We start from the raw sequence: 19,493 nt of genomic DNA on the forward strand, positions 1-19,493 counted from the left end.
CATCGCAGCAGGGGAGCCTTTATGCGTAATTCTATCAGCCTCCGCCGCGGCGCCAGCACCGTAGCGCTCGGCTTTGCCTTGACCGCCATGCTTTCGGGCACCGCGATGGCGCAGGACGGCGCCGCCGCGCCCGCCGACGAGGCCGCGTCCGACAGCGACATCGTCGTCACCGGCTACAGCGCCAGCCTCCAGAGCGCCGTCAACGCGAAGAAGAATCGCGACCAGGTGGTCGAATCCATCTCGGCCGAGGATATCGGCAAGCTACCCGACGCGTCGATCGCCGAATCGATCGCGCGCCTGCCCGGCCTGACCTCGCAGCGTGTCTCGGGCCGTTCGAACTCGATTTCGATCCGCGGCTTTGCGCCGGACTTCTCGACGACCTTGCTCAACGGCCGCGAGCAAACCTCGACCGGCGACAATCGGGCGGTCGAGTATGACCAATATCCGTCCGAGGTCGTGAACCAGGTCCTCGTTTACAAGACGCCGATGGCCTCGATCGTCGGACAGGGGCTTTCGGGCACCGTCGACCTGCGCACCATTCGCCCGCTCGACTATGGCAAGCGGGCGATCTCGGTCGGGGTTCGCGGCACATGGGCCGACCTCGGCAAGCTGAACGCGGGTTCGAAGAAATACGGCTACCGTGTGAACGGCGTCTTCGTCGACCAGTTCGCCAACGACACGCTCGGCGTGGCGCTTTCGGCATCCTATGTCGACGAGCCCTACCAGATTCAGGAATTCAACGCCTGGGGTTATGCCGGCGGAGGCACCGCGGCGAGCCCGGTGGTGATCGGCGGCTCCAAAAGCTATGCGACCTCGACCCAGCTCACGCGCCTTGGCCTCCAAGGAACGGTGCAATGGCGGCCCACCCCCAATTTCACCTCGACGTTCGACGCCTTCTACTCGGACTTCAAGGATGACCAGATCAAGCGCGGAATCGAGCTTCCGCTCGGCTTCGACGTCAACAATGATCCCGCCAGCCCCAACGCCACCAAGCTGACGATCACCGATATCGATTCGAGCGGTCAGTTCGTGTTTGCGCGCGCCGGCCGCTTCTCGAACGTCGAGGGCGTCGTGCGCAACGACGTGTTCGAGCGCAATGCAAAGCTCTACAGCTTCGGTTGGAACAACCGCTGGGAAGGCGACGACGGCTGGAATGTCACGGCCGACATCAGCATGTCGAAAACCGACCGCAACGAACTGATCTTCGAAAGCAATGCCGGCACCGGGCGCGGCGCCGACGTCGGCGCGACCGACACGATCGGTTTCACCAGCGACCGCAACGGGACCATCTTCAGCCCCACCCTCAACTATGGCGACTATAACCTGATCCAGCTGACCAGCCCCCTGGGTTGGGGCGGGGATCAGACGGGGGTCGACGGGCGCCGGATCCGCGGCGGCCAGGACGGCTATTACAACAACCGCATCATCAAGGACGAGCTCTGGCAATACCGCGTCGAAATCGAACGCGAGCTGGAGGGCTTCCTTCGCTCGGTTCAGTTCGGGGTCAATTATACCGATCGCAAAAAGAGCCTGACCCCCGATGAAGCCTTCGTCGGCCTCGTCGCCAACACCGACGGGCTGACGAGCGTGCCGATCCCCGACCAATATCGCCTCGGCACGACCAACCTGTCGTACCTGGGGCTTGGTCCGGTGGTCAGCTACGATCCGCGCGACCTGCTCGCGGGCGGTATCTACCAGCTGGTGCCGAATCCCTACGGCGACGTCGTGGTCAAGGCCTATGACGTCTCCGAAAAGCTGATGACCACCTATCTTCAGGCGAATATCGACCATGAAATGGGGTCATCGGTGCTGACCGGCAATTTCGGCGTCCAGGCGATCTTTACCGACCAGAATTCGAACGGCGCGACGGCGTCGTTCGCGGGAACCAATCCGAACGGGTCGCCGAACATCGTCGGCATCCCGCGCCGCGAGAGCACCGATTATGTCGACGTGCTGCCCAGCCTGAACCTGTCGCTGCGCACAGCGAGCGATTTCGTGATCCGCGTCAGCGTGGCGCGCGAAATCATCCGTCCGCGCCTCGACGACCTAAAAGCCACGTTGAGCTATGGCACGACGGTCGGCGATCCGGGCAACATGGTCTGTCCGACGGGCCGCACCTGCGCCGTCGTCCGCGCCGGCGCGGGCAGCGCGGGCAATCCCGATCTCCGCCCGTGGCGCGCCAACGCCGCCGACCTGACGTTCGAGAAATATTTCGGATCGAAGGGCTATCTTGCGGTGCAGCTGTTCTACAAGGATCTGAAAAGCTACATTTACAACCAAGATACTCCGTTCGACTTCACCGGCTATCCGATCCAGGCACCGGGTAACGACGGCAACGGGCTGCCGATCATCGTCAATTACATGGGCACGATCAACGCGCCCATCAACGGCAAGGGCGGCAAACTTTACGGTGTCGAACTTGCCGGCACCTTGCCGTTCGGCGAGATCGTATCGGCGCTCGACGGGTTCGGTGTGACCGGCGGCGCCTCCTACACCAAGACCAAGATCGCGCCCACGCCCGGCGCGCCTGCGGAGGATATCCCGGGCTATTCGAAGTGGGTCGCGAACGGTACGGCCTATTTCGAGAAATGGGGATTCAACTCGCGCGTCAGCGCCCGCTACCGCTCGAGCTTCATCGGCGAGGTGTCGGGCTTCGGTGGCGCTCGCGTGCGGCGCCGCGCCCGGCCCGAGACGATTATCGACGCACAGATCGGCTATGACTTCCAGCCGGGCAGTGCGCTCGAGGGCCTCTCGATCTTCGTCCAGGGCCAGAATCTTACCGACGAGCCGTTCGTCACCGATGATCCGCGCGATAGCCGGGCGGTTATCGACTATCAGACATATGGCCGCCGGTTCCTCGCGGGCGCCTCGTTCAAATTCTGAACCCTCCCTGGGTGGGAGCGGCAGGGTCGCGCCGCTCCCATCATTTTGTTGCGCCGCCGGGGCGGCGCTGGTCAAAGGATCGCCATGCGGTTGATGATCATCGGGGGCGGGACGGCAGGCTGGATGGCGGCCGCCTGCCTGCGGCGGTTCCTGCCGCGCGACTGGTCGGTGCGGCTGGTCGAGTCCGATGAAATCGGAACGGTCGGCGTCGGCGAGGCGACGATCCCCCAAATCCGGCTTTTCAACGATGCGCTCGGCATCGACGAAGATGAATTTCTGGCGGCGACGCAGGGAACGATCAAGCTCGGGATCGAGTTTCGCGACTGGACGCGCGTCGGCCATCGCTACATGCACGCTTTCGGGGCGATAGGCCGCGGTCTGGGGCTGGTCGATTTCCACCATTATTGGCTGCGCGCGCGCGCCGCGGGACTGGCCGAAAGTCTGGACCATTATTCGCTGAACGAGCGGGCGGCGCGCGCGCGCCGGATGCAGCGGGGCGCGCCCCGCACATCGCGCTACCTCCTCGAAATGCCCTATGCCTACCACTTCGATGCAGCGCTGTACGCGGCCTTCCTCAGGCGCCGCGCCGAGGCGGGCGGCGTCGAGCGCATCGAAGGCAGGATCGGCGAGGTGCGCCTTGATCCGCAGCGCGGCGACGTCGCCGGCGTGACGCTGGACGACGGACGGCGGTTCGACGGCGATTTCTTTATCGACTGCTCTGGCTTTCGCGGATTGCTGATCGAGGGCGCGCTGGCGAGCGGGTACGAAGATTGGTCGCGCTGGCTGCTTAACGATCGCGCTGTGGCGGTGCCCTGCGCCCACGGTACGGTGCCGCAGCTTCCGTGGACCGGCGCCACGGCACGCGATGCCGGCTGGCAATGGCGCATTCCGCTCCAGCACCGCATCGGCAACGGCTATGTCTATTGCTCGGCGCATATCGGCGACGATGCTGCCCTGGATACGCTGCTCTCCGATCTCGACGGCGCGGCGCAGGCGGAGCCCAACCAGCTGCGTTTCGTCAGCGGCAAGCGACGGCGGATGTGGAACCGCAATGTCGTGGCGCTCGGCCTTGCGAGCGGTTTCATGGAACCGCTGGAATCGACGAGCATCCACCTTGTTCAGGCTGGAATTTCGCGGCTCGTCAAAATGCTCCCGTCAGGCGCCGCCGACCCTGCGGTCGCCGCGGAATTCAATCGGCAGAGCGACTTCGAATGGGAGCGTATCCGCGATTTCATCATTCTTCATTTCAAGGCGACCGAGCGGCAGGACACGCCCTATTGGCGGGACCGGGCGGAAATGGACGTTCCCGACACCCTTGCAGCCAAAATCGACCTCTTCCGCGCGCAAGGCCTGATCTTCCGCGAACATGAAGAGCTTTTCACCGAATCGGGATGGCTGCAGGTGCTGGTCGGACAAGCGGTCGAGCCCCTGCGCTGGCATCCGCTTGCCGACAGTCTCGAACCGGCCGAGCTAGCGCAATTTATAGCCGGCATCTCGCTGACGATCGAGCGCGAAGTCGCGCAGATGGAAAATTACGACGCCTTCCTTGCCGCGGCGCGTCCCGCAGGAGTTGCTGCATGATCCGTTGGTTCGTTCCGTTCGCGATGCTTGTCGCTTCGCTTCCCGCACCGGCGGCTGCGGAAGATGCGCGCTCGCGTCCCGTCTCCGACGACATCATCTATTTCGTGCTGCCCGACCGTTTCGAAAATGGCGACCGGTCGAACGATCGCGGCGGGCTGAAAGGCGATCGTCTTGCGACCGGTTATGATCCGACCGCGAAGGGATTTTATCATGGCGGCGATCTTGCCGGGCTTACGCGACGGCTCGATTATATCGAGGGTCTCGGCGCCACCGCGATCTGGTTCGCGCCGATTTTCCGCAACAAGCCGGTGCAGGGACCGAAAGGCGACGAAAGCGCTGGTTATCATGGCTATTGGGTCACCGATTTCACGAGCGTAGACCCGCATTTCGGCTCCAATGCCGAGTTCAAAGCCTTCGTCGACGCCGCTCATGCGCGCGGGATGAAGGTCTATATGGACATTATCACCAACCACACGGCCGATGTTATCCAGTATCGCGATGGCGATGCGTCGAGCTATCGTTACCGCAGCCTCGCCGACTATCCCTTTGCGCGGCGTGGAGGGGTCGACGGACCGGCGATTAATCCCGGTTTCGCAGGTGACCGCGATCCGAGCCCCGATAACTGGTCGAAGCTCGTGGACCCCTCTTTCGCCTATCAGCCGTTCGTCCCGAAGGGCGAGGAACACAGCAAGGCCCCCGCGTGGCTCAACGATCCGGTCTATTATCATAATCGTGGCAACAGCGACTGGGTCGGCGAGTCCGCCCTCTACGGTGATTTTGCAGGACTCGACGATCTGGCGACCGAGAATCCCGAAGTCATTAAGGGCTTTATCGAAATATACGGACGGTGGATCGACGAGTTCGGCATCGACGGCTTTCGCATCGATACCGCCAAGCATGTGAATCCGGAATTCTGGCAAGCCTTCGTCCCCGCGATGCAGGCGCGTGCGCGGGCCCGCGGAATTCCCAATTTCCATATCTTCGGGGAAATCTACATCGACGCGCTCGATCCCGGTGCGCTGGCGGCCTATACGCATTCCGCCGGACTTCCTGCGGTGCTCGATTTCGCCTTCGCCCGGGCCGCGATCGACGCGGCGAGCGGAACGAAGGGGACCGACCAATTTGCCCGCCTGTTCGACGGCGACATCCTCTACAAGGGCGGCGCGCGCGCCGCGCTGACATTGCCGACCTTCCTCGGCAATCATGACATGGGCCGTGTCGCGACCTTCGTGAAACAGGCAAACCCCGAAGCGGACGAGGCAGAGCTTCTGGCCCGCGTCAAGCTCGCGCACAGCATGCTACTCACCCTGCGCGGCATCCCCACCATCTACTATGGCGACGAGCAGGGCTTCCTGTCGGACGGCAACGACCAGCTCGCGCGCGAAGACATGTTCGCCTCGAAAGTCGCCGTCTACAACGATAATGATCTCGTCGGCAGCAACGCCACCACCGCGACCGCGAACTTCGACGCCAGCCATCCGCTGTATCGCCATATCGCGGCGCTCAGTGCTATTCGCCGGCACACACCGGCCCTCATGCGCGGATCCACGACGGTGCGGGCCTTCTCGGACAAGGCCGGTCTGTTAGCCGTGTCGCGCTTCGATCCCGACACCGGCCGCGAGGTCGTGCTCGCCTTCAATACGTCTGCAACGCAATTGTCCGCTAACATCGCGGTCGATATGAAAAGCCGGGCCTTCGAGGCGCTTTCAGGCAATTGTCCGGCAGCCTCCGCCGCGCCCGGCACCCTTGCCATCACCGTCCCGGCCTTCGGCACCTTGATCTGCCAGGCCGGCGAATAAGCGAAAACAACAGTGACGATAAACCAGCCCCTCGCAAAAGACCCGCATAGCTGTACCGAAGCCTCTCCGCCTTGGTGGAAGGGTGCCGTCATATATCAGGTCTATCCGCGTAGCTTCGCCGATTCGAACGGCGACGGGGTTGGGGACCTTGCCGGCATTACTGCCCGGCTCGACTATATCGCGTCCCTCGGTGTCGATGCGATCTGGCTTTCTCCCTTCTACCCTTCGCCGATGGACGACTTCGGATATGATATTTCCGACTATCGCGGCGTCGATCCGATTTTCGGGACTCTCGACGATTTCGATGCACTCATCGCCCGCGCGCACGCGCTTGGTCTGAAGGTAACCACCGACCTGGTTTTTGCCCACACGTCGGATCGCCATGCCTGGTTCGCCGAAAGCCGCACGAGCCGCGAGAATTCGAAGGCCGAATGGTATGTTTGGGCGGACGCGCGGCCCGACGGTACGCCGCCGACCAACTGGCAGTCGGTGTTCGGGGGCCCCGCCTGGACGTGGGACGCGCGCCGCGGCCAATATTATCTCCATAATTTCCTAGGCTCGCAGCCGCAGCTCAACGGGCATAACCCCGACGTGCAACAGGCCCTGCTCGACGTCGTGCAATTCTGGCTCGACCGGGGGGTCGACGGCTTTCGTATCGACGCGATCAATTTCGCGATGCACGATCCCGAACTTCGCGACAATCCGCCGGCGGCGCCCTCGAACAAGGTCCGGACGCGGCCCTTCGATTTCCAGCAAAAAATCTACAACCAGTCGCACCCCGACATCCCGTTGTTTCTCGAACGGATTCGGGCGCTTACCGATCGCTATGCCGACAGGTTCACTGTTGCGGAGGTCGGCGGCGACGACGCGGTGCGCGAGATGCGGCAGTTTACCGCCGGCGGGCACCGGCTCAACAGCGCCTATGGCTTCGATTTCCTCTATGCGGACCAGCTGACCCCGAAGCTCGTTCGCGAGGCGGCGGAGCAATGGCCCGATGCGCCCGGGACCGGCTGGCCAAGCTGGGCCTTCGAAAATCACGATGCGCCGCGAGCTCTCTCCCGCTGGACTCCGCCCGGCACCGACCGCGCGGCCTATGCGCGAATGAAGATGGCGCTGCTTTGTGCGCTGCGCGGCAACATCATCATTTACAACGGCGAGGAATTGGGACTGGACCAGGTCGACATACCTTTCGAACTGATCAAGGATCCCGAGGCTCTCAAGAATTGGCCGCTTACCTTGTCGCGCGACGGCGCGCGCACGCCGCTCCCGTGGGAGGGCGGCACGGCCCATGCGGGCTTTTCCAGCGCTGAGCCTTGGTTGCCGCTGGGCGCGGCACATGCGGCGCTCGCGGTCGACCGGCAAGAGGATGATCCGGCCTCGCTGCTGCATCTGACGCGTCGACTTGTGGCGCTGCGCGCCGGGTACCCGGCCCTCCGCGCGGGCGATAACCGGAACTGGATAACCGAGGGCGATCTGCTCGCCTTTGACCGAATTGCCAGGAACGATCACCTTCGCTGCCTCTTCAATCTTGGAAATGGAACAATCGACATTTCCGGGCACGCGGGTGTCGGCACGCCGGTCGTGGCGCTCAACGGAGCCACCATCGATTGTCTGCCGCCCTGCGGCGCGCTCTGGCTGAACGTCCAAGGAGATATGTGATGCGCCGTCTGGCTCTGGCCGCCTTTGTTTCGTTCGCCCCGGTTCCCCTCCTCGCCCAGCCGGCGCCGGCGACGCAAACCGCCACCTCGCCCGACGGCAGCATCGTTCTGACGGTGTCCACCGACGGCGACCAGCGACCGACATGGTCGCTGTCGCGGCGGGGCAAGCTGCTCATCGCGCCCTCGAAACTCGGGTTCATCCTGACGGACGGCATCGGATTGCAACGCGGCTTCTCGATCGTCGACAGCGAGCGCAAGCGTTCCGATACGCGTTGGGAGCAACCGTGGGGCGAACGCCGCTTCATCCGCGATGTGCACAACGAACTGCTGGTCCGGTTCCGGCAAGACGAGAGCTGGGGCGGCCACGCGATGAACCTTCGCTTCCGGCTTTTCGACGACGGCATCGGCTTCCGCTACGAGTTGCCCGAACAACCCGGCTTCAAGACAGCGCATATCGCCGACGAATTCACCGAGTTCGACATCGTACCCCAAGGGACGGCCTGGTGGATTACCGGCGGCGAATGGAACCGCTATGAGCAGGTCTACCAGAAAACGCCGATCGACGCCGTCGCCACGGCGCACACGCCGTTGACCATGCGCCTCGACGACGGGACGCATCTCGCCTTTCACGAGGCCGCGCTGGTCGACTATGCGGGCATGTGGCTCAAGCGCGCTGAAGGGCAGAAGTTTCGCGCCACCCTGTCGCCGTCGTCGCGCGGACCGCGCGTCACGCGCGATCTGCCCTTCGCGACGCCATGGCGGACGATCAGGATCGCGGATTCGGCGGCGGGTCTCGTCGAAAACGACCTCGAACTGAACCTGAACGAGCCGAACAAGCTCGGGGACGTCAGTTGGGTGAAGCCGATGAAATATGTCGGGATCTGGTGGGGCATGATCCGCGGGGACTGGAGCTGGGCCGAGGGGCCGAAGCACGGCGCCACGACCCAGAGGACCAAGGACTATATCGATTTTGCCGCGAAACACGGGTTCGGCGGAGTTCTGGTCGAAGGCTGGAACAAGGGCTGGGACGGAAACTGGTTCGGCCATGGCGACAAATTCAGCTTTACCCAGCCGACCGCGGACTTCGACCTCGCGGCGGTGACCGATTATGCGAAGCGCAAGGGCGTGACGCTGATCGGTCATCATGAGACGGGCGGAAACATAGCCGTTTATGAGGCGCAGCTCGAAGATGCGATGAAGCTGTATGGAAAGCTCGGCGTCAAAGCCGTGAAGACCGGTTATGTGGCCGACGCGGGCGGGATTATCGCACCCGGCGATGCGCCAGGCGAAACCCGCATGGAGTGGCACGACGGCCAGCGGCAGGTCGAACATCATCTCAAGGTCGTCGAGACGGCGGCCCGGTACAAGATCGCGGTCAACCCTCACGAACCCGTGAAGGACACCGGCCTTCGCCGCACGTACCCGAACTGGGTCGCGCGCGAAGGTGCGCGAGGCATGGAATATAACGCCTGGGGCGCCTTCGCCAACGGCCCCGATCACGAGCCGACGCTGGTGTACACGCGCATGCTATCCGGACCGATGGATTTCACCCCCGGCGTGCTCAGCCTCGAGGGCGCAAACAAGGCGCCGCTGGCCTCGACGCTTGCGAAGCAGCTTGGGCTCTACCTTGCGATATATTCTCCCATCCAGATGGCCGCGGACTTCATCGAAAACCTCGAGGCGCATCCGCGCGAACTCGACTTCATTTCCAAAGTCCCTGCCGATTGGTCCGAGAGCAAATTGATTGCCGGAGAAGTCGGCGACTATGCGATCTTTGCCCGCAAGGACCGCGCAAGCGCCGACTGGTATGTCGGCGGCGTCAACGATGCGACCGAGCGGACGCTGTCGCTGCGGTTCGACTTCCTCGATCCCGGCAAGACCTATACGGCAACCATCTACAAGGATGGCGAAGGCGCAACCTATCTCACCGACGCCCGGCACCGCATCGCCTATGACAATATCCGGGTGAAAAAGGGCGACACGTACCGCCTGTGGCTCGCTCCGGGCGGGGGAGCGGCCATGCGCCTGCATCCCGGACGATGACGATCCGGCGGCACCTGGTGGCGGCGCTGATGGCGCTGTGGGCGCTGCTCGCCCTGCCTGCCGAAGCCGCCGATCGCGGCCGTCTTCTCCAATATGATCATGTCTTCGCTGCCGGATTGCCCGAGCAACGCCTGACGATCTGGCTGCCACCCGGCTACGACAAGGGCGTCCGTCGCTATCCGGTCGTCTATATGCACGATGGCCATAATCTCTTCGATCGGGCGTCGTCGAACTTCGGGAAGATATGGGAGGCGGACCGCGCCATGCTGGCGGCCATGAAGCGAGGAGCCGAGCCGCATATCATCGTCGGTATCTGGGCGCCGGGCGTGGATCGCTATCGCCAGTATCTTCCGGCGAGCGCGTACCGGCTCGCGGCGCCCGATATTGCCGCTTCTATGGCGGCGGCGGCGGGCGGTCCGATTCTGTCGGACGCCTATCTCGACTGGCTTGCGGGGCCTCTGAAATCATGGGTCGACGCGACGCTGCGGACTCGTCCGGGGCGCAACGACACCGTGATCATGGGATCGAGCATGGGCGGCCTCATGAGCTGCTATGCCTTTCTCGAACGTCCGGCGGTCTATGGCCGCGCGGCATGCGTCAGCTCGCATTGGCCGGCGGTCGCGCCCGGCGCCGTGGGCGACGCGGACCCTCGGCTGATCGCGCTCTGGGATGGTTGGTTCGCGGCACGCCTTGGCCCACCCGACGGGCGACGTCTCTGGATGGACCATGGCACGGCCACGCTCGATGCCCACTATGCGCCATATCAGCAAGCGATCGACGCGCGCCTCGCCGCCAGCGGATGGGAGCGGGGACGGGAATGGCAAAGTCGCGTCTATGATGGCGCACCGCATGACGAAAATGCGTGGGCAGCCCGTCTCCCGGAAATTTTCCTCTTTCTCATGGCGCCGCGATGAGCCCATCCGCCGAGGAACCGCTTCATATCGTCATTCTCGGCGGGGGTAGCGCCGGGTGGATGACGGCGGCGCTGTTTGCACATCTCTGGCGTGACAGCCCGATCCGGATTTCGGTCGTCGAGTCCCCCGACATCGGAATCATCGGGGTGGGTGAGGGGTCGACACCGCAGCTCAAGGCCTTTTTCGACGGCCTTGGCATAGCCGAAGCCGAATGGATGCCCGCGTGCGACGCCACCTACAAGCTCGGGATAGCGTTCGAGGGCTGGTCGGCGGGTGGCCAGGAGTCGGGCTATTTCCACCCCTTCCCGGGAACGCTCGACGTGCATACCCAGGCCGAGTTTTTCCGCAACGCCGCGTTACGGCGGACCGGCGTCGACGTCCCGGCAAATCCGGACCGCTTTTACCTTGCCGGGCGGGTCGCCGCTCGCGGAGGGGGACCGCATGGCGGCGAATCCTTCCCGTTCGATCTCGCCTACGGCTATCATTTCGACGCCTATAAGCTCGGCGCGTTTCTCCGCGATCACGCGGTATCGCAGGGCGTGACGCATCTTGCGCGGAAGGTGGTTAGCGTCGACGTCGGGGCCGACGGCAATGTGCGATCGCTGGGGCTGGAGGGCGGCGAGGCACTGGCGGCGGATTTTTTCGTCGACTGCAGTGGTTTCGGGGGGCTGATCGCCGGACAGGCGCTCGGCGCGCGCTTTCTGCCATTTGCGGAAAATCTTTTCAACGACCGGGCCGTCGTCATGCCGACGGCGCATGACGAAAGGGGCCCGGTCGTCACGGCTACGAAGAGCATCGCGATGACGGCCGGGTGGCGCTGGGCCATCCCGCTGACCACGCGGATCGGAAACGGCTATGTCTATTCAAGCCGCTATCTTGACCGCGATCAGGCCGAACGCGAGCTCAGAATTGCGCTTGGGCTAACCGATGCGGATGGTCCGGCGAGACATCTGGAGATGAAGGTCGGACGGCTCGAACATAGTTGGACGGCCAATTGCCTTGCGATGGGTTTGGCGCAGGGTTTCATCGAGCCGCTGGAGGCGACCGCGCTCCACATCGTCATCGCGACCGCACAAGAGTTCATCACGGCCTTCGAAGGCGGAGGCTTCACCCCCAGGCACCGCGACATTTTCAACGCCCGGATCGCGGCGCGCTATGAGGGCGTTCGCGACTATATCGTTGCGCATTACCGGATGAACCAGCGCGACGCCGATCGGGGCTACTGGCGCGATGCCGCCGGACTCGAGACTTTGTCGGACAATCTTAAGGCGATGATCACGGCCTGGTTCACGGGTGCCGATATTGGCGAAGCGATCGAAGATCTCCGCATCGGCGCCTTTTACCCGAATATCAGCTGGCATTGCCTGTTCGCCGGATATGGTGTTTTCCCGTCCAATGCCGCCATGCGATCACCCGTCACGACCGACCGCCCCGCCGATCTTGCCGCAATCGACCGCTTTCTGTCCCGAGCGGAGCTAAATTTCGTCCCGCCCACTTTTCCCGTCGCGGCCCGGCGACCGTGACGCGCGAACTCGTCGAAGATTTCGCGCGCGCGATCGGCGATGCGCTTGGTGCGCACGGCCCTGCTGTGGAGGCAGCACGAAGCTACACGCCGGGGGACTACAGCATCCATTTCTTCCTGCAGATTGCGGTGATCCTGTTCGTCTGCCGGATCACCGGCTGGGCGGCGAAGAAATGGTTCGGCCAGCCGCAGGTCGTCGGCGAGATGATCGCTGGCGTGCTGCTCGGCCCCTCGCTCCTCGGGCTTTTCTTCCCCGATTTTCAGGCCGTGTTGTTCCCGAAAGAGACGCGCAACATCCTCTATGTCGTCGCGCAGTTCGGGGTCGGGTTATATATGTTCATCGTCGGGACGACGCTCCGTCTTGACCATTTTCAGTCGAAGGCGCGAAGCGCCGCGGGCGTGTCGGCCGCGGGGATCATCGTGCCCTTCCTCTTTGCCTTTGCGATCACGCCATATCTTCTGACCATTTCGGGCCTCTTTTTGCCGGGAATAGGTCCGGTGAGCGCAACGCTGTTCATGGGCGCCTGCATCGCACTCACCGCGTTTCCGATGCTCGCGCGGATCATCAACGAGCGCGGACTTGCGAACACATCGCTCGGGACGCTGTCGCTGACGGCCGGCGCGTTCGACGATGCGGTGTCGTGGTGTGTGCTCGCGATCGTGCTCGCGACCTTCGGCGGAGGACCGGGTGTCGCGCTGCTCGCGATCTTCGGGGGCGGCGCTTATGTCGCGTTCATGCTGCTCGCGGGCCGCCGCCTGTTCATGCTGTTGGGCCGCGCGGTCGAGGCGAAGGGCGAGCTGACGCACACGCTCTTTGCAGTCGTGCTGATCCTTTACGCGCTATCGGCCTTCGTCATGGACACCGCAGGCATCCACGCGGTGTTTGGCGGCTTCCTGCTTGGCGTCTGCATGCCGCGCGGGCTATTCGCGGAGGAAATCCGTCGCAAGATCGAGCCGATGACGGTCGTGCTGCTGTTGCCGATGTTTTTCACTTATTCGGGGCTCAATACGCGGCTCGACATGGTAAATGACTGGAAGTTGCTGGCGGTCGCGCTCGGTATTCTCGCGGTGTCCATCGCGGCGAAGTTCGGCGCTTGCTGGCTCGCTGCACGGCTGGCGGGCGAGAACAACCGCACCGCGCTTGGCATCGGCGCGCTGATGAATGCACGAGGGCTGATGGAGCTGATTATCATCAACATCGGGTTGCAAAAGGGTATCATCGGCCCGACGCTGTTCGCGATGATGGTGCTCATGGCAATCGCGACGACCGTGATGGCGGGGCCGCTCTTCGAACTCGTCTATGGCCGCAAGGCGCGCGAGCGCGGCGAGCTCGCCTCGCTCGGCGGAAGCACGACAGGATAAGCAGGTTGCAATCGGGGAATGCCAGCCGCGCTAGCTCGGCATAGTGCGGATGCGGTGAAACAGCCGTTCCGTGAGAGGCCGATCGCAAACGATTTATGAATTCCTTGCTACCAAATGCGGAGCGCCGCGGCTTGATACCGTGTCGATCGAGCCGCCATTGGTCGTTGCGCTGGCATCGACCGGAATGCTGGCATCTTTTGAGCTACCTCCCCCCCCACCATCTGATTAACCGACTATAATTGCCGTTGCCGTTGCCGGCCTTGGCTGTTCCAATGTCGGGTAGTTGGGCAATCACTTAAGAGGTTTCCTGGACGGCCATTTTGACCGCTTTGTCGACGTAAATGTAATTCTGGATATCCGCCTCACGAGCTAACGCAACCAAATGTCTGCTTGTCGAGATCTGCGTCCCGGAAGCGGCCTGACAGCAAACGGCCATTCTCTGATAAGTGTATGTATCGCTCATTCGCTAGTCGAGACCTTCGGATATGCGCATTGCCAGCTCCGCTCTGTCGTCTTGCCTGAGGGCGATCTGGAGGTTTCTGCCACTCGGCTCGTCATAGCTGGTGACACGCCTCGAAGAGGAGACCCGGATCGGCAAAGGCGGGACCCTGGCGGCGCGGCTGTCGCGGCTCGACCTGATCGTGCTCGACGAGCTCGGTTATCTGCCGTTCGCCCGCTCGGGAGGGCAGTTGCTGTTCCACCTCATCAGCAAGCTTTATGAGCGCACCAGCGTCATCATCACCACGAACCTCGCCTTCGGTGAATGGCCGACCGTGTTCGGCGATCCCAAGATGACCACGGCGCTGCTCGACCGCGTCACCCACCACTGCGATATCGTCGAGACGGGCAACGACAGCTGGCGCTTCAAAAACCGCAGCTGACAGCCACCTTCGGCGCCTTCAAAAATCTATCTTGCGCTGCGCGCGCCTCCGGTCGGGCTACGCCCGCCCTCCGCCGCACGCAGCGCAAGGCCATCTTCAACAAACCAGCATCATATCCGAAAAGGGGGTCCCTCTTCGACGCCGATCTGGAGTGGGCCCCTCGGGCCGGACAAGGAAGCATAGTTGGATTGACCGTGTAGCCGGGCTTTTGGAGAAGAGCCCATGGCAAGACACCGATCCCATAGCGTCGAGTTCAAGCGTCAGGTCGCGCAGGAGTTTCTGAGCGGCGAGACGCTTCACGCCCTTGCCAAGCGGCACGATATTTCCCGGCAGTTGATCCGCATCTGGGTGGAGAAGTACGAGGCCGGCGCCCTTGATGAAGATGCGCGAGCGGCAGATCTGATCCAGGAATATGAGGCCCGGATTGCCGCACTCGAACGCCTTGTCGGCAAACAGGCGCTGGAACTGGAGTTTTTAAAGGGGGCTCTTCGCGACGCACCGCGGCCGAGAAGCGCCAGTACATCCGTGATCACCGGCCCGGCGGGATGTCGATCGCGCGAGGATGTCGGCTGATGGGCATCGCAAGATCGACATTCTACCACGTGCCGACCGAGCGGATCGGCGATGCTGAACTCCTGACTGCTATCGCGGCGATCTGCGATGAGTTCGAAGCCTATGGCTGGCGCCGCGTGCAGGCCGCGCTTCGCCATCAGGGCGTGATCGCCAACCACAAGCGGATCAAGCGATTGATGCGCGAGCATGGCCTGCAACCGCGCCGCCGCAGGCGCTATACCGCAACCACCGACAGCGACCATGACCTGCCAGTCTTTCCGGATCACTCGAAGGACATGATCCTCGATGGCCCCGATCAGCTCTGGGTGGCGGACCTGACCTATGTCGCCATCATCGGTGGTTTTGCTTATGTCGCGATCATCCTCGACGCCTGGTCGCGCCGCGTGGTCGGCTATGCCATCGGGAGGTCGATTGACGCCCGGCTCGCCGTGGCGGCGCTGAAAGTGGCGATCGAACGACGGCGCCCGCGATCAGGATGCGTGCATCATTCTGACCGCGGGAGCCAATACGCATCCCGCATCTATCGAGCGATGCTCGCCGATCATGGGATGGTCGGCTCGATGAGCCGGCGGGGCAACCCCTATGACAATGCCAAGGCGGAAAGCTTCATGAAGACGCTCAAGGTCGAGGCGGTTTACCCCATGGCGTTCGAAACCTTCGATGATGTCGCCGGCCAGCTTCCCAGGTTCATCGACGACATCTATAATCAACGCAGATTACATTCCGCGCTCGGCTATGTCAGCCCTGCGCAGTTCGAGCAGCAACACTCCCGGCCCATGGTCAAATCAGCTGCGTGACCCTGTCCGGCCCGAGGGGCCCACTCCAATCGGGGGTCCCTTTTGAACGCCGTTTGACATACGTGAACATGTTTTGGCGTTTCTGTACAATCCCTGACGCTTTCGACGATCTATCTACGCGGTGCGACCCAGAAGAGCTCCTCCTCGACCGAGGGCGAATTCTTCAAAAACTGGCGCCCGTCCGGAATCGACCGGGCGGGCGCCAATTTGTTGTGACTTGCACGCTGCATTCGCACAGCATGCGCTCGGATGTGCGCACGTACAGACAGATAGGCCGCATACGTCCCTTCCGGCGCGAGAAGCTGCGCGCACCGCGGGCCAGCACCTTTGAGACGCTTCGCGACAGGAAGTAGAATCTCGGACCATGTCGGACGATCTCAGCTTCTGGTCATTGTCCAGGCCCGCCGCCAACTGGATGACATGACCAAAATAACCGAAACGCCCGCCCCGAGTGCAGACACGCTTTCGCCTGCATCCACCCTGTTCCGCGATCTCCAAAGCCTGAAACTGTCGATTGAAAAAGTCGAAGCCGAGGTGAACGCATTTATCTCACTCCAGAAGCGCACAACCGGTGTCGCATTTCGGGAAACGCTCAATCAAGCAATCGAATCCAATATGGATTTCGCGTCCTCGTCATTCCTCCCCGGCGCACCACAGCTTCATGAGGTCGCTGCGTCCGACCGTGAGGACTTGCACGCATTAGCTCGACGCCGGTGCATATGTCGTGGCTCAGCTTGCCTTCGGCATTTTCGGCGCGTGGGCCGGGCATCTGATGTTCGACCTTCCGATCTTACAGTTTTCGACAAAGGCGAGAACCGGATTGGGGCAGTGGACCCCCGAGTTCGTTGCGACCTTCGGCCTCGTACTGACGATCCTCGGTACCGCGAGATACAAGCCACAGGCCGTGGCGGCGTCGGTCGGGCTCTATATCACCGCTGCTTACTGGTTCACGTCATTGACGAGCTTTGCAAATCCGGCGATCACCGTGGTGCGCGGCCTGTCGAACACATTTGCGGGTATCGCGCCGCATGACGTTCCAATGTTTGTTGTTGCGCAATTCGCCGGGGCGATCGCGGCAACCGCAATCGCAAGCACCCTGTTCGGCGAGCCTTTTGGGCCATCGGCTATTTCTCCATACGCGCCCGAAAGCTGACTGGCGCAGCCGGCCAGCCGCGTTTGAGCACTCACTGTCGCGCCATTTCCATTTTTGCGTCAGTGCCGATGTCAAGCAATCGTGCAATCTCGTCGGACGTTCGCTGCACGGCAAGCTTTAGCGCCTCGTCGATGTGGACATAGTCTTGAGTTACATTCTGCGAGGCATGACCCAGCATTGCCCGGATCGTAAGCTCGGAGAATCCCAAATCTCCGGCAACGCTTCCGAAGGTATGGCGAAGCGTATGCGGTGTAACTCCCGTGATACCCGCCAAGCCGGAAACCCGTTTCAGGCAGTCGCTAACAGCCGTGAATGGGCCATCGCCCGCTGCGGACGGAAAGAAGTGGGAATTGCCGACTATCTCCACCTGAGCTTCCAGAATGCGGATGGCGGCCGGTCCGATCGCTCTTACTTGCGCTCCGCCCTTGGTATCCGGAAAGACAACGTATCCGCGATCGGCATGGAGCCAGGCTCGCTGCATTGCTTGCGCTTCTTGCCGCCGATAGCCGGTGAGCAATAGTCCTCGCAACACACCGAGGGCGATCGGGTTCTCCCCATTGGCTTCAGCGTAGGCGATCGCCTTTCCCATCATCATGATCTCGGCCACGCTCAAACGACGAGTCCTTTTCTTTCCCGCGAGCTTCTTTGCTCCCAGCGTCGGATGGACCTCGAGCAGGCCTTTGTGCTTCGCATGACCAATGATTGCCTGGAGCGTTCCGACGCAGCGACCCGCGACGCCGGGACCGCCGGTCGCCCTGCCACCGCGGCCTCCGGTGCGCGGCTTGGCAGTCTTTCCGTTCTTCACGTCGGTCTGCATCTGTTCGACATCGGCAATTTTCAGATGCTTCACGACACGTTTTCCGAGCAGCGGGACGATGTGCGTCTTTATGCGACTCTCGTCCATGTCGAGCGATGATGACTTTATCGGAAGGCTTTTTCGTCCGAGGATGTTCCCGGCCCGTGCTTCAGTGAGATACCAATCGCACATCTCGGCCACCGTCATGCCGTTGCGCGACTGCCGGACCTTGTCCGCTGGATCTCCGCCGACGATGACCTCCGCCAACTTCAGCCGCGCGAGATCACGCGCTTGCTCGACGGTGAGCACGCCAAAGCGGCCCAGGTTCATGCGCCGCTGAATGCCCTCGGCATTGCGGTATTGAACGATGAAGGTCTTCAGGCTCGATGGGAGAACGCGAAGTCCGAATCCCTTAATCTCGGTGTCCCAATAGATGAGTTGTTTCGCGGCGGGCGATACCACCGCGTCGATCGTACGCTTTGTCAGCTTGCTCGTCGGCATGTTGCCACTCCTCTTGCTGACAAAATCTCAGATCACGCAATTGTCAGCGCTGAACGGTACTCCAGCGGCTAGTCGAGGATAGGGCGTCGTAGAGATAATCTCAAGAAAATAAGCAATTATGGGGCAGTGGCGTAGAAAAGGAAGAAATCGAAAAGTGTCACGATCAAGTTGCCAAGGTTGGGGTCGAGGGTTCGAATCCCTTCGCCCGCTCCAGTTTTCCTAACAATTTCAGACACTTACGCCGAATGGCGGCGTAATATGCGTCGTTACGCGGGCTCGATTTTTGCCTCGCGTAATAAGGACGTAATATGATGAGAGCGAGCTGTCGGGTGCCTCTAGGGCAGGATCGGCGACGTTGTTCGCAGAGGTTCGAACATTAATCCGCCGATCCGAGACGCCTCACATGCTCTAGCCTCTCTGCTGTTTGGTCTCTTGGCGGGCGTCGCGGAGGATTTCGATCCCGCCCTTGATAGCGATCAGCGCAGTCGCAAATCCAACCAGAAGGTCCGGCCAGTTCGTACCGAGCCACCAGACGAGGACACCCGCGATCAGGATGCCGCCGTTCGAGATGAAGTCGTTGTAGCTGAAGGTTGTCGCGGCTCTGAGGTTGACGTCCGGATCCTGAATGCGTTGCAAGAGCTTCAGGCAAGCATAGTTCACCACCGCAGCGACCGCCGACATGATCATCATCGTCGGACCGATCGGTTCGCTGCCTTCGAAATGGCGGCGTCCCACATCGAACAGGACGCCGGCCGCGAAGACCAGCAGCATGACGCCCGATGCCGTGGCAGCACGGGTTTTCCATTTCAGGCCGTGGCTGAGCGCAACGAGGCTCAAGGCATAGACCGCGGCGTCGGACAGATTGTCGAGCCCATTGGCGATGAGCGCGCTCGAATCGCCGAGCCCGCCGGTCACGAGGAAGGCGATCGCGATAGCCGCGTTCAGGACGAGAACGATCTGGAGCGTTCGCTTTTCGCGTTCGCTCCCGGATGCTTTTTCATTCATTGCAAGTTCCTCAATCCTCACCATC

General features: G+C 62.3%; 12 protein-coding genes and 2 pseudogenes. 12 read left to right on the forward strand and 2 right to left on the reverse strand.

Annotated features, from left to right (window positions below; all coding sequences use genetic code 11):
- Window positions 1-21 precede the first annotated feature (21 nt).
- From ATE64_RS18415 to ATE64_RS18470, 12 genes and pseudogenes are all read left to right on the forward strand, one after another.
- Window positions 22-2,883 carry a TonB-dependent receptor gene (locus tag ATE64_RS18415; RefSeq protein WP_058457386.1) on the forward strand — a complete coding sequence of 954 codons (2,862 nt, stop codon included), beginning with the start codon at window positions 22-24 and terminating at the stop codon, window positions 2,881-2,883.
- A gap of 84 nt (window positions 2,884-2,967) precedes the next feature.
- Window positions 2,968-4,464, forward strand: coding sequence for a tryptophan halogenase family protein (locus ATE64_RS18420; protein ID WP_058457387.1), 1,497 nt, complete (start codon window positions 2,968-2,970; stop codon window positions 4,462-4,464).
- On the forward strand, window positions 4,461-6,263 hold the full coding sequence (locus ATE64_RS18425; RefSeq protein WP_197410173.1) for an alpha-amylase family glycosyl hydrolase: 1,803 nt from the start codon (window positions 4,461-4,463) through the stop codon (window positions 6,261-6,263). The genes ATE64_RS18420 and ATE64_RS18425 overlap by 4 nt, the downstream gene beginning before the upstream one ends.
- A 12-nt stretch (window positions 6,264-6,275) precedes the next feature.
- On the forward strand, window positions 6,276-7,922 hold the full coding sequence (locus ATE64_RS18430; RefSeq protein ID WP_058457388.1) for an alpha-amylase family glycosyl hydrolase: 1,647 nt from the start codon (window positions 6,276-6,278) through the stop codon (window positions 7,920-7,922).
- A complete protein-coding gene (locus tag ATE64_RS18435; RefSeq protein WP_058457389.1) occupies window positions 7,922-9,964 on the forward strand; it encodes a glycoside hydrolase family 97 protein in 2,043 nt (680 codons plus the stop codon). Before ATE64_RS18430 ends, ATE64_RS18435 begins: the two co-directional genes overlap by 1 nt.
- Window positions 9,961-10,878 (forward strand): alpha/beta hydrolase-fold protein, encoded by a 918-nt coding sequence (locus ATE64_RS18440; protein WP_058457390.1) that lies wholly within the window; start codon window positions 9,961-9,963, stop codon window positions 10,876-10,878. Before ATE64_RS18435 ends, ATE64_RS18440 begins: the two co-directional genes overlap by 4 nt.
- The gene (locus ATE64_RS18445) at window positions 10,875-12,401 is read left to right on the forward strand and encodes a tryptophan halogenase family protein (protein WP_058457391.1); all 1,527 of its coding nucleotides are present in this window, start codon (window positions 10,875-10,877) and stop codon (window positions 12,399-12,401) included. The genes ATE64_RS18440 and ATE64_RS18445 overlap by 4 nt, the downstream gene beginning before the upstream one ends.
- Window positions 12,398-13,762: a cation:proton antiporter gene (locus ATE64_RS18450; RefSeq protein WP_082657822.1), complete on the forward strand. Its 1,365-nt coding sequence runs from the start codon at window positions 12,398-12,400 to the stop codon at window positions 13,760-13,762. The genes ATE64_RS18445 and ATE64_RS18450 overlap by 4 nt, the downstream gene beginning before the upstream one ends.
- A gap of 560 nt (window positions 13,763-14,322) precedes the next feature.
- A pseudogene (locus tag ATE64_RS18455) lies at window positions 14,323-14,643 on the forward strand (ATP-binding protein); the annotation flags it as partial.
- Between the two features lie 222 nt (window positions 14,644-14,865).
- Window positions 14,866-15,216 carry a transposase gene (locus tag ATE64_RS18460; protein ID WP_058457711.1) on the forward strand — a complete coding sequence of 117 codons (351 nt, stop codon included), beginning with the start codon at window positions 14,866-14,868 and terminating at the stop codon, window positions 15,214-15,216.
- Entirely contained in the window at window positions 15,189-16,013 is an 825-nt protein-coding gene (locus ATE64_RS18465; protein ID WP_137868132.1) for an IS3 family transposase, read from the forward strand. Before ATE64_RS18460 ends, ATE64_RS18465 begins: the two co-directional genes overlap by 28 nt.
- A gap of 709 nt (window positions 16,014-16,722) precedes the next feature.
- Window positions 16,723-17,166: pseudogene (locus ATE64_RS18470) on the forward strand (aquaporin family protein); the annotation flags it as partial.
- A gap of 31 nt (window positions 17,167-17,197) precedes the next feature.
- Here the strand turns inward: ATE64_RS18470 and ATE64_RS18475 are convergent.
- Together ATE64_RS18475 and ATE64_RS18480 are read right to left on the reverse strand one after the other, a co-directional pair.
- The gene (locus ATE64_RS18475; protein WP_058455314.1) at window positions 17,198-18,463 is read right to left on the reverse strand and encodes a site-specific integrase; all 1,266 of its coding nucleotides are present in this window, start codon (window positions 18,461-18,463) and stop codon (window positions 17,198-17,200) included.
- Between the two features lie 408 nt (window positions 18,464-18,871).
- The gene (locus ATE64_RS18480) at window positions 18,872-19,468 is read right to left on the reverse strand and encodes a cation transporter (RefSeq protein WP_058455313.1); all 597 of its coding nucleotides are present in this window, start codon (window positions 19,466-19,468) and stop codon (window positions 18,872-18,874) included.
- Between the last annotated feature and the right edge of the window lie 25 nt (window positions 19,469-19,493).

It is taken from the genome of Sphingopyxis sp. H073 (genome assembly GCF_001468395.1).
Classification (GTDB): domain Bacteria; phylum Pseudomonadota; class Alphaproteobacteria; order Sphingomonadales; family Sphingomonadaceae; genus Sphingopyxis.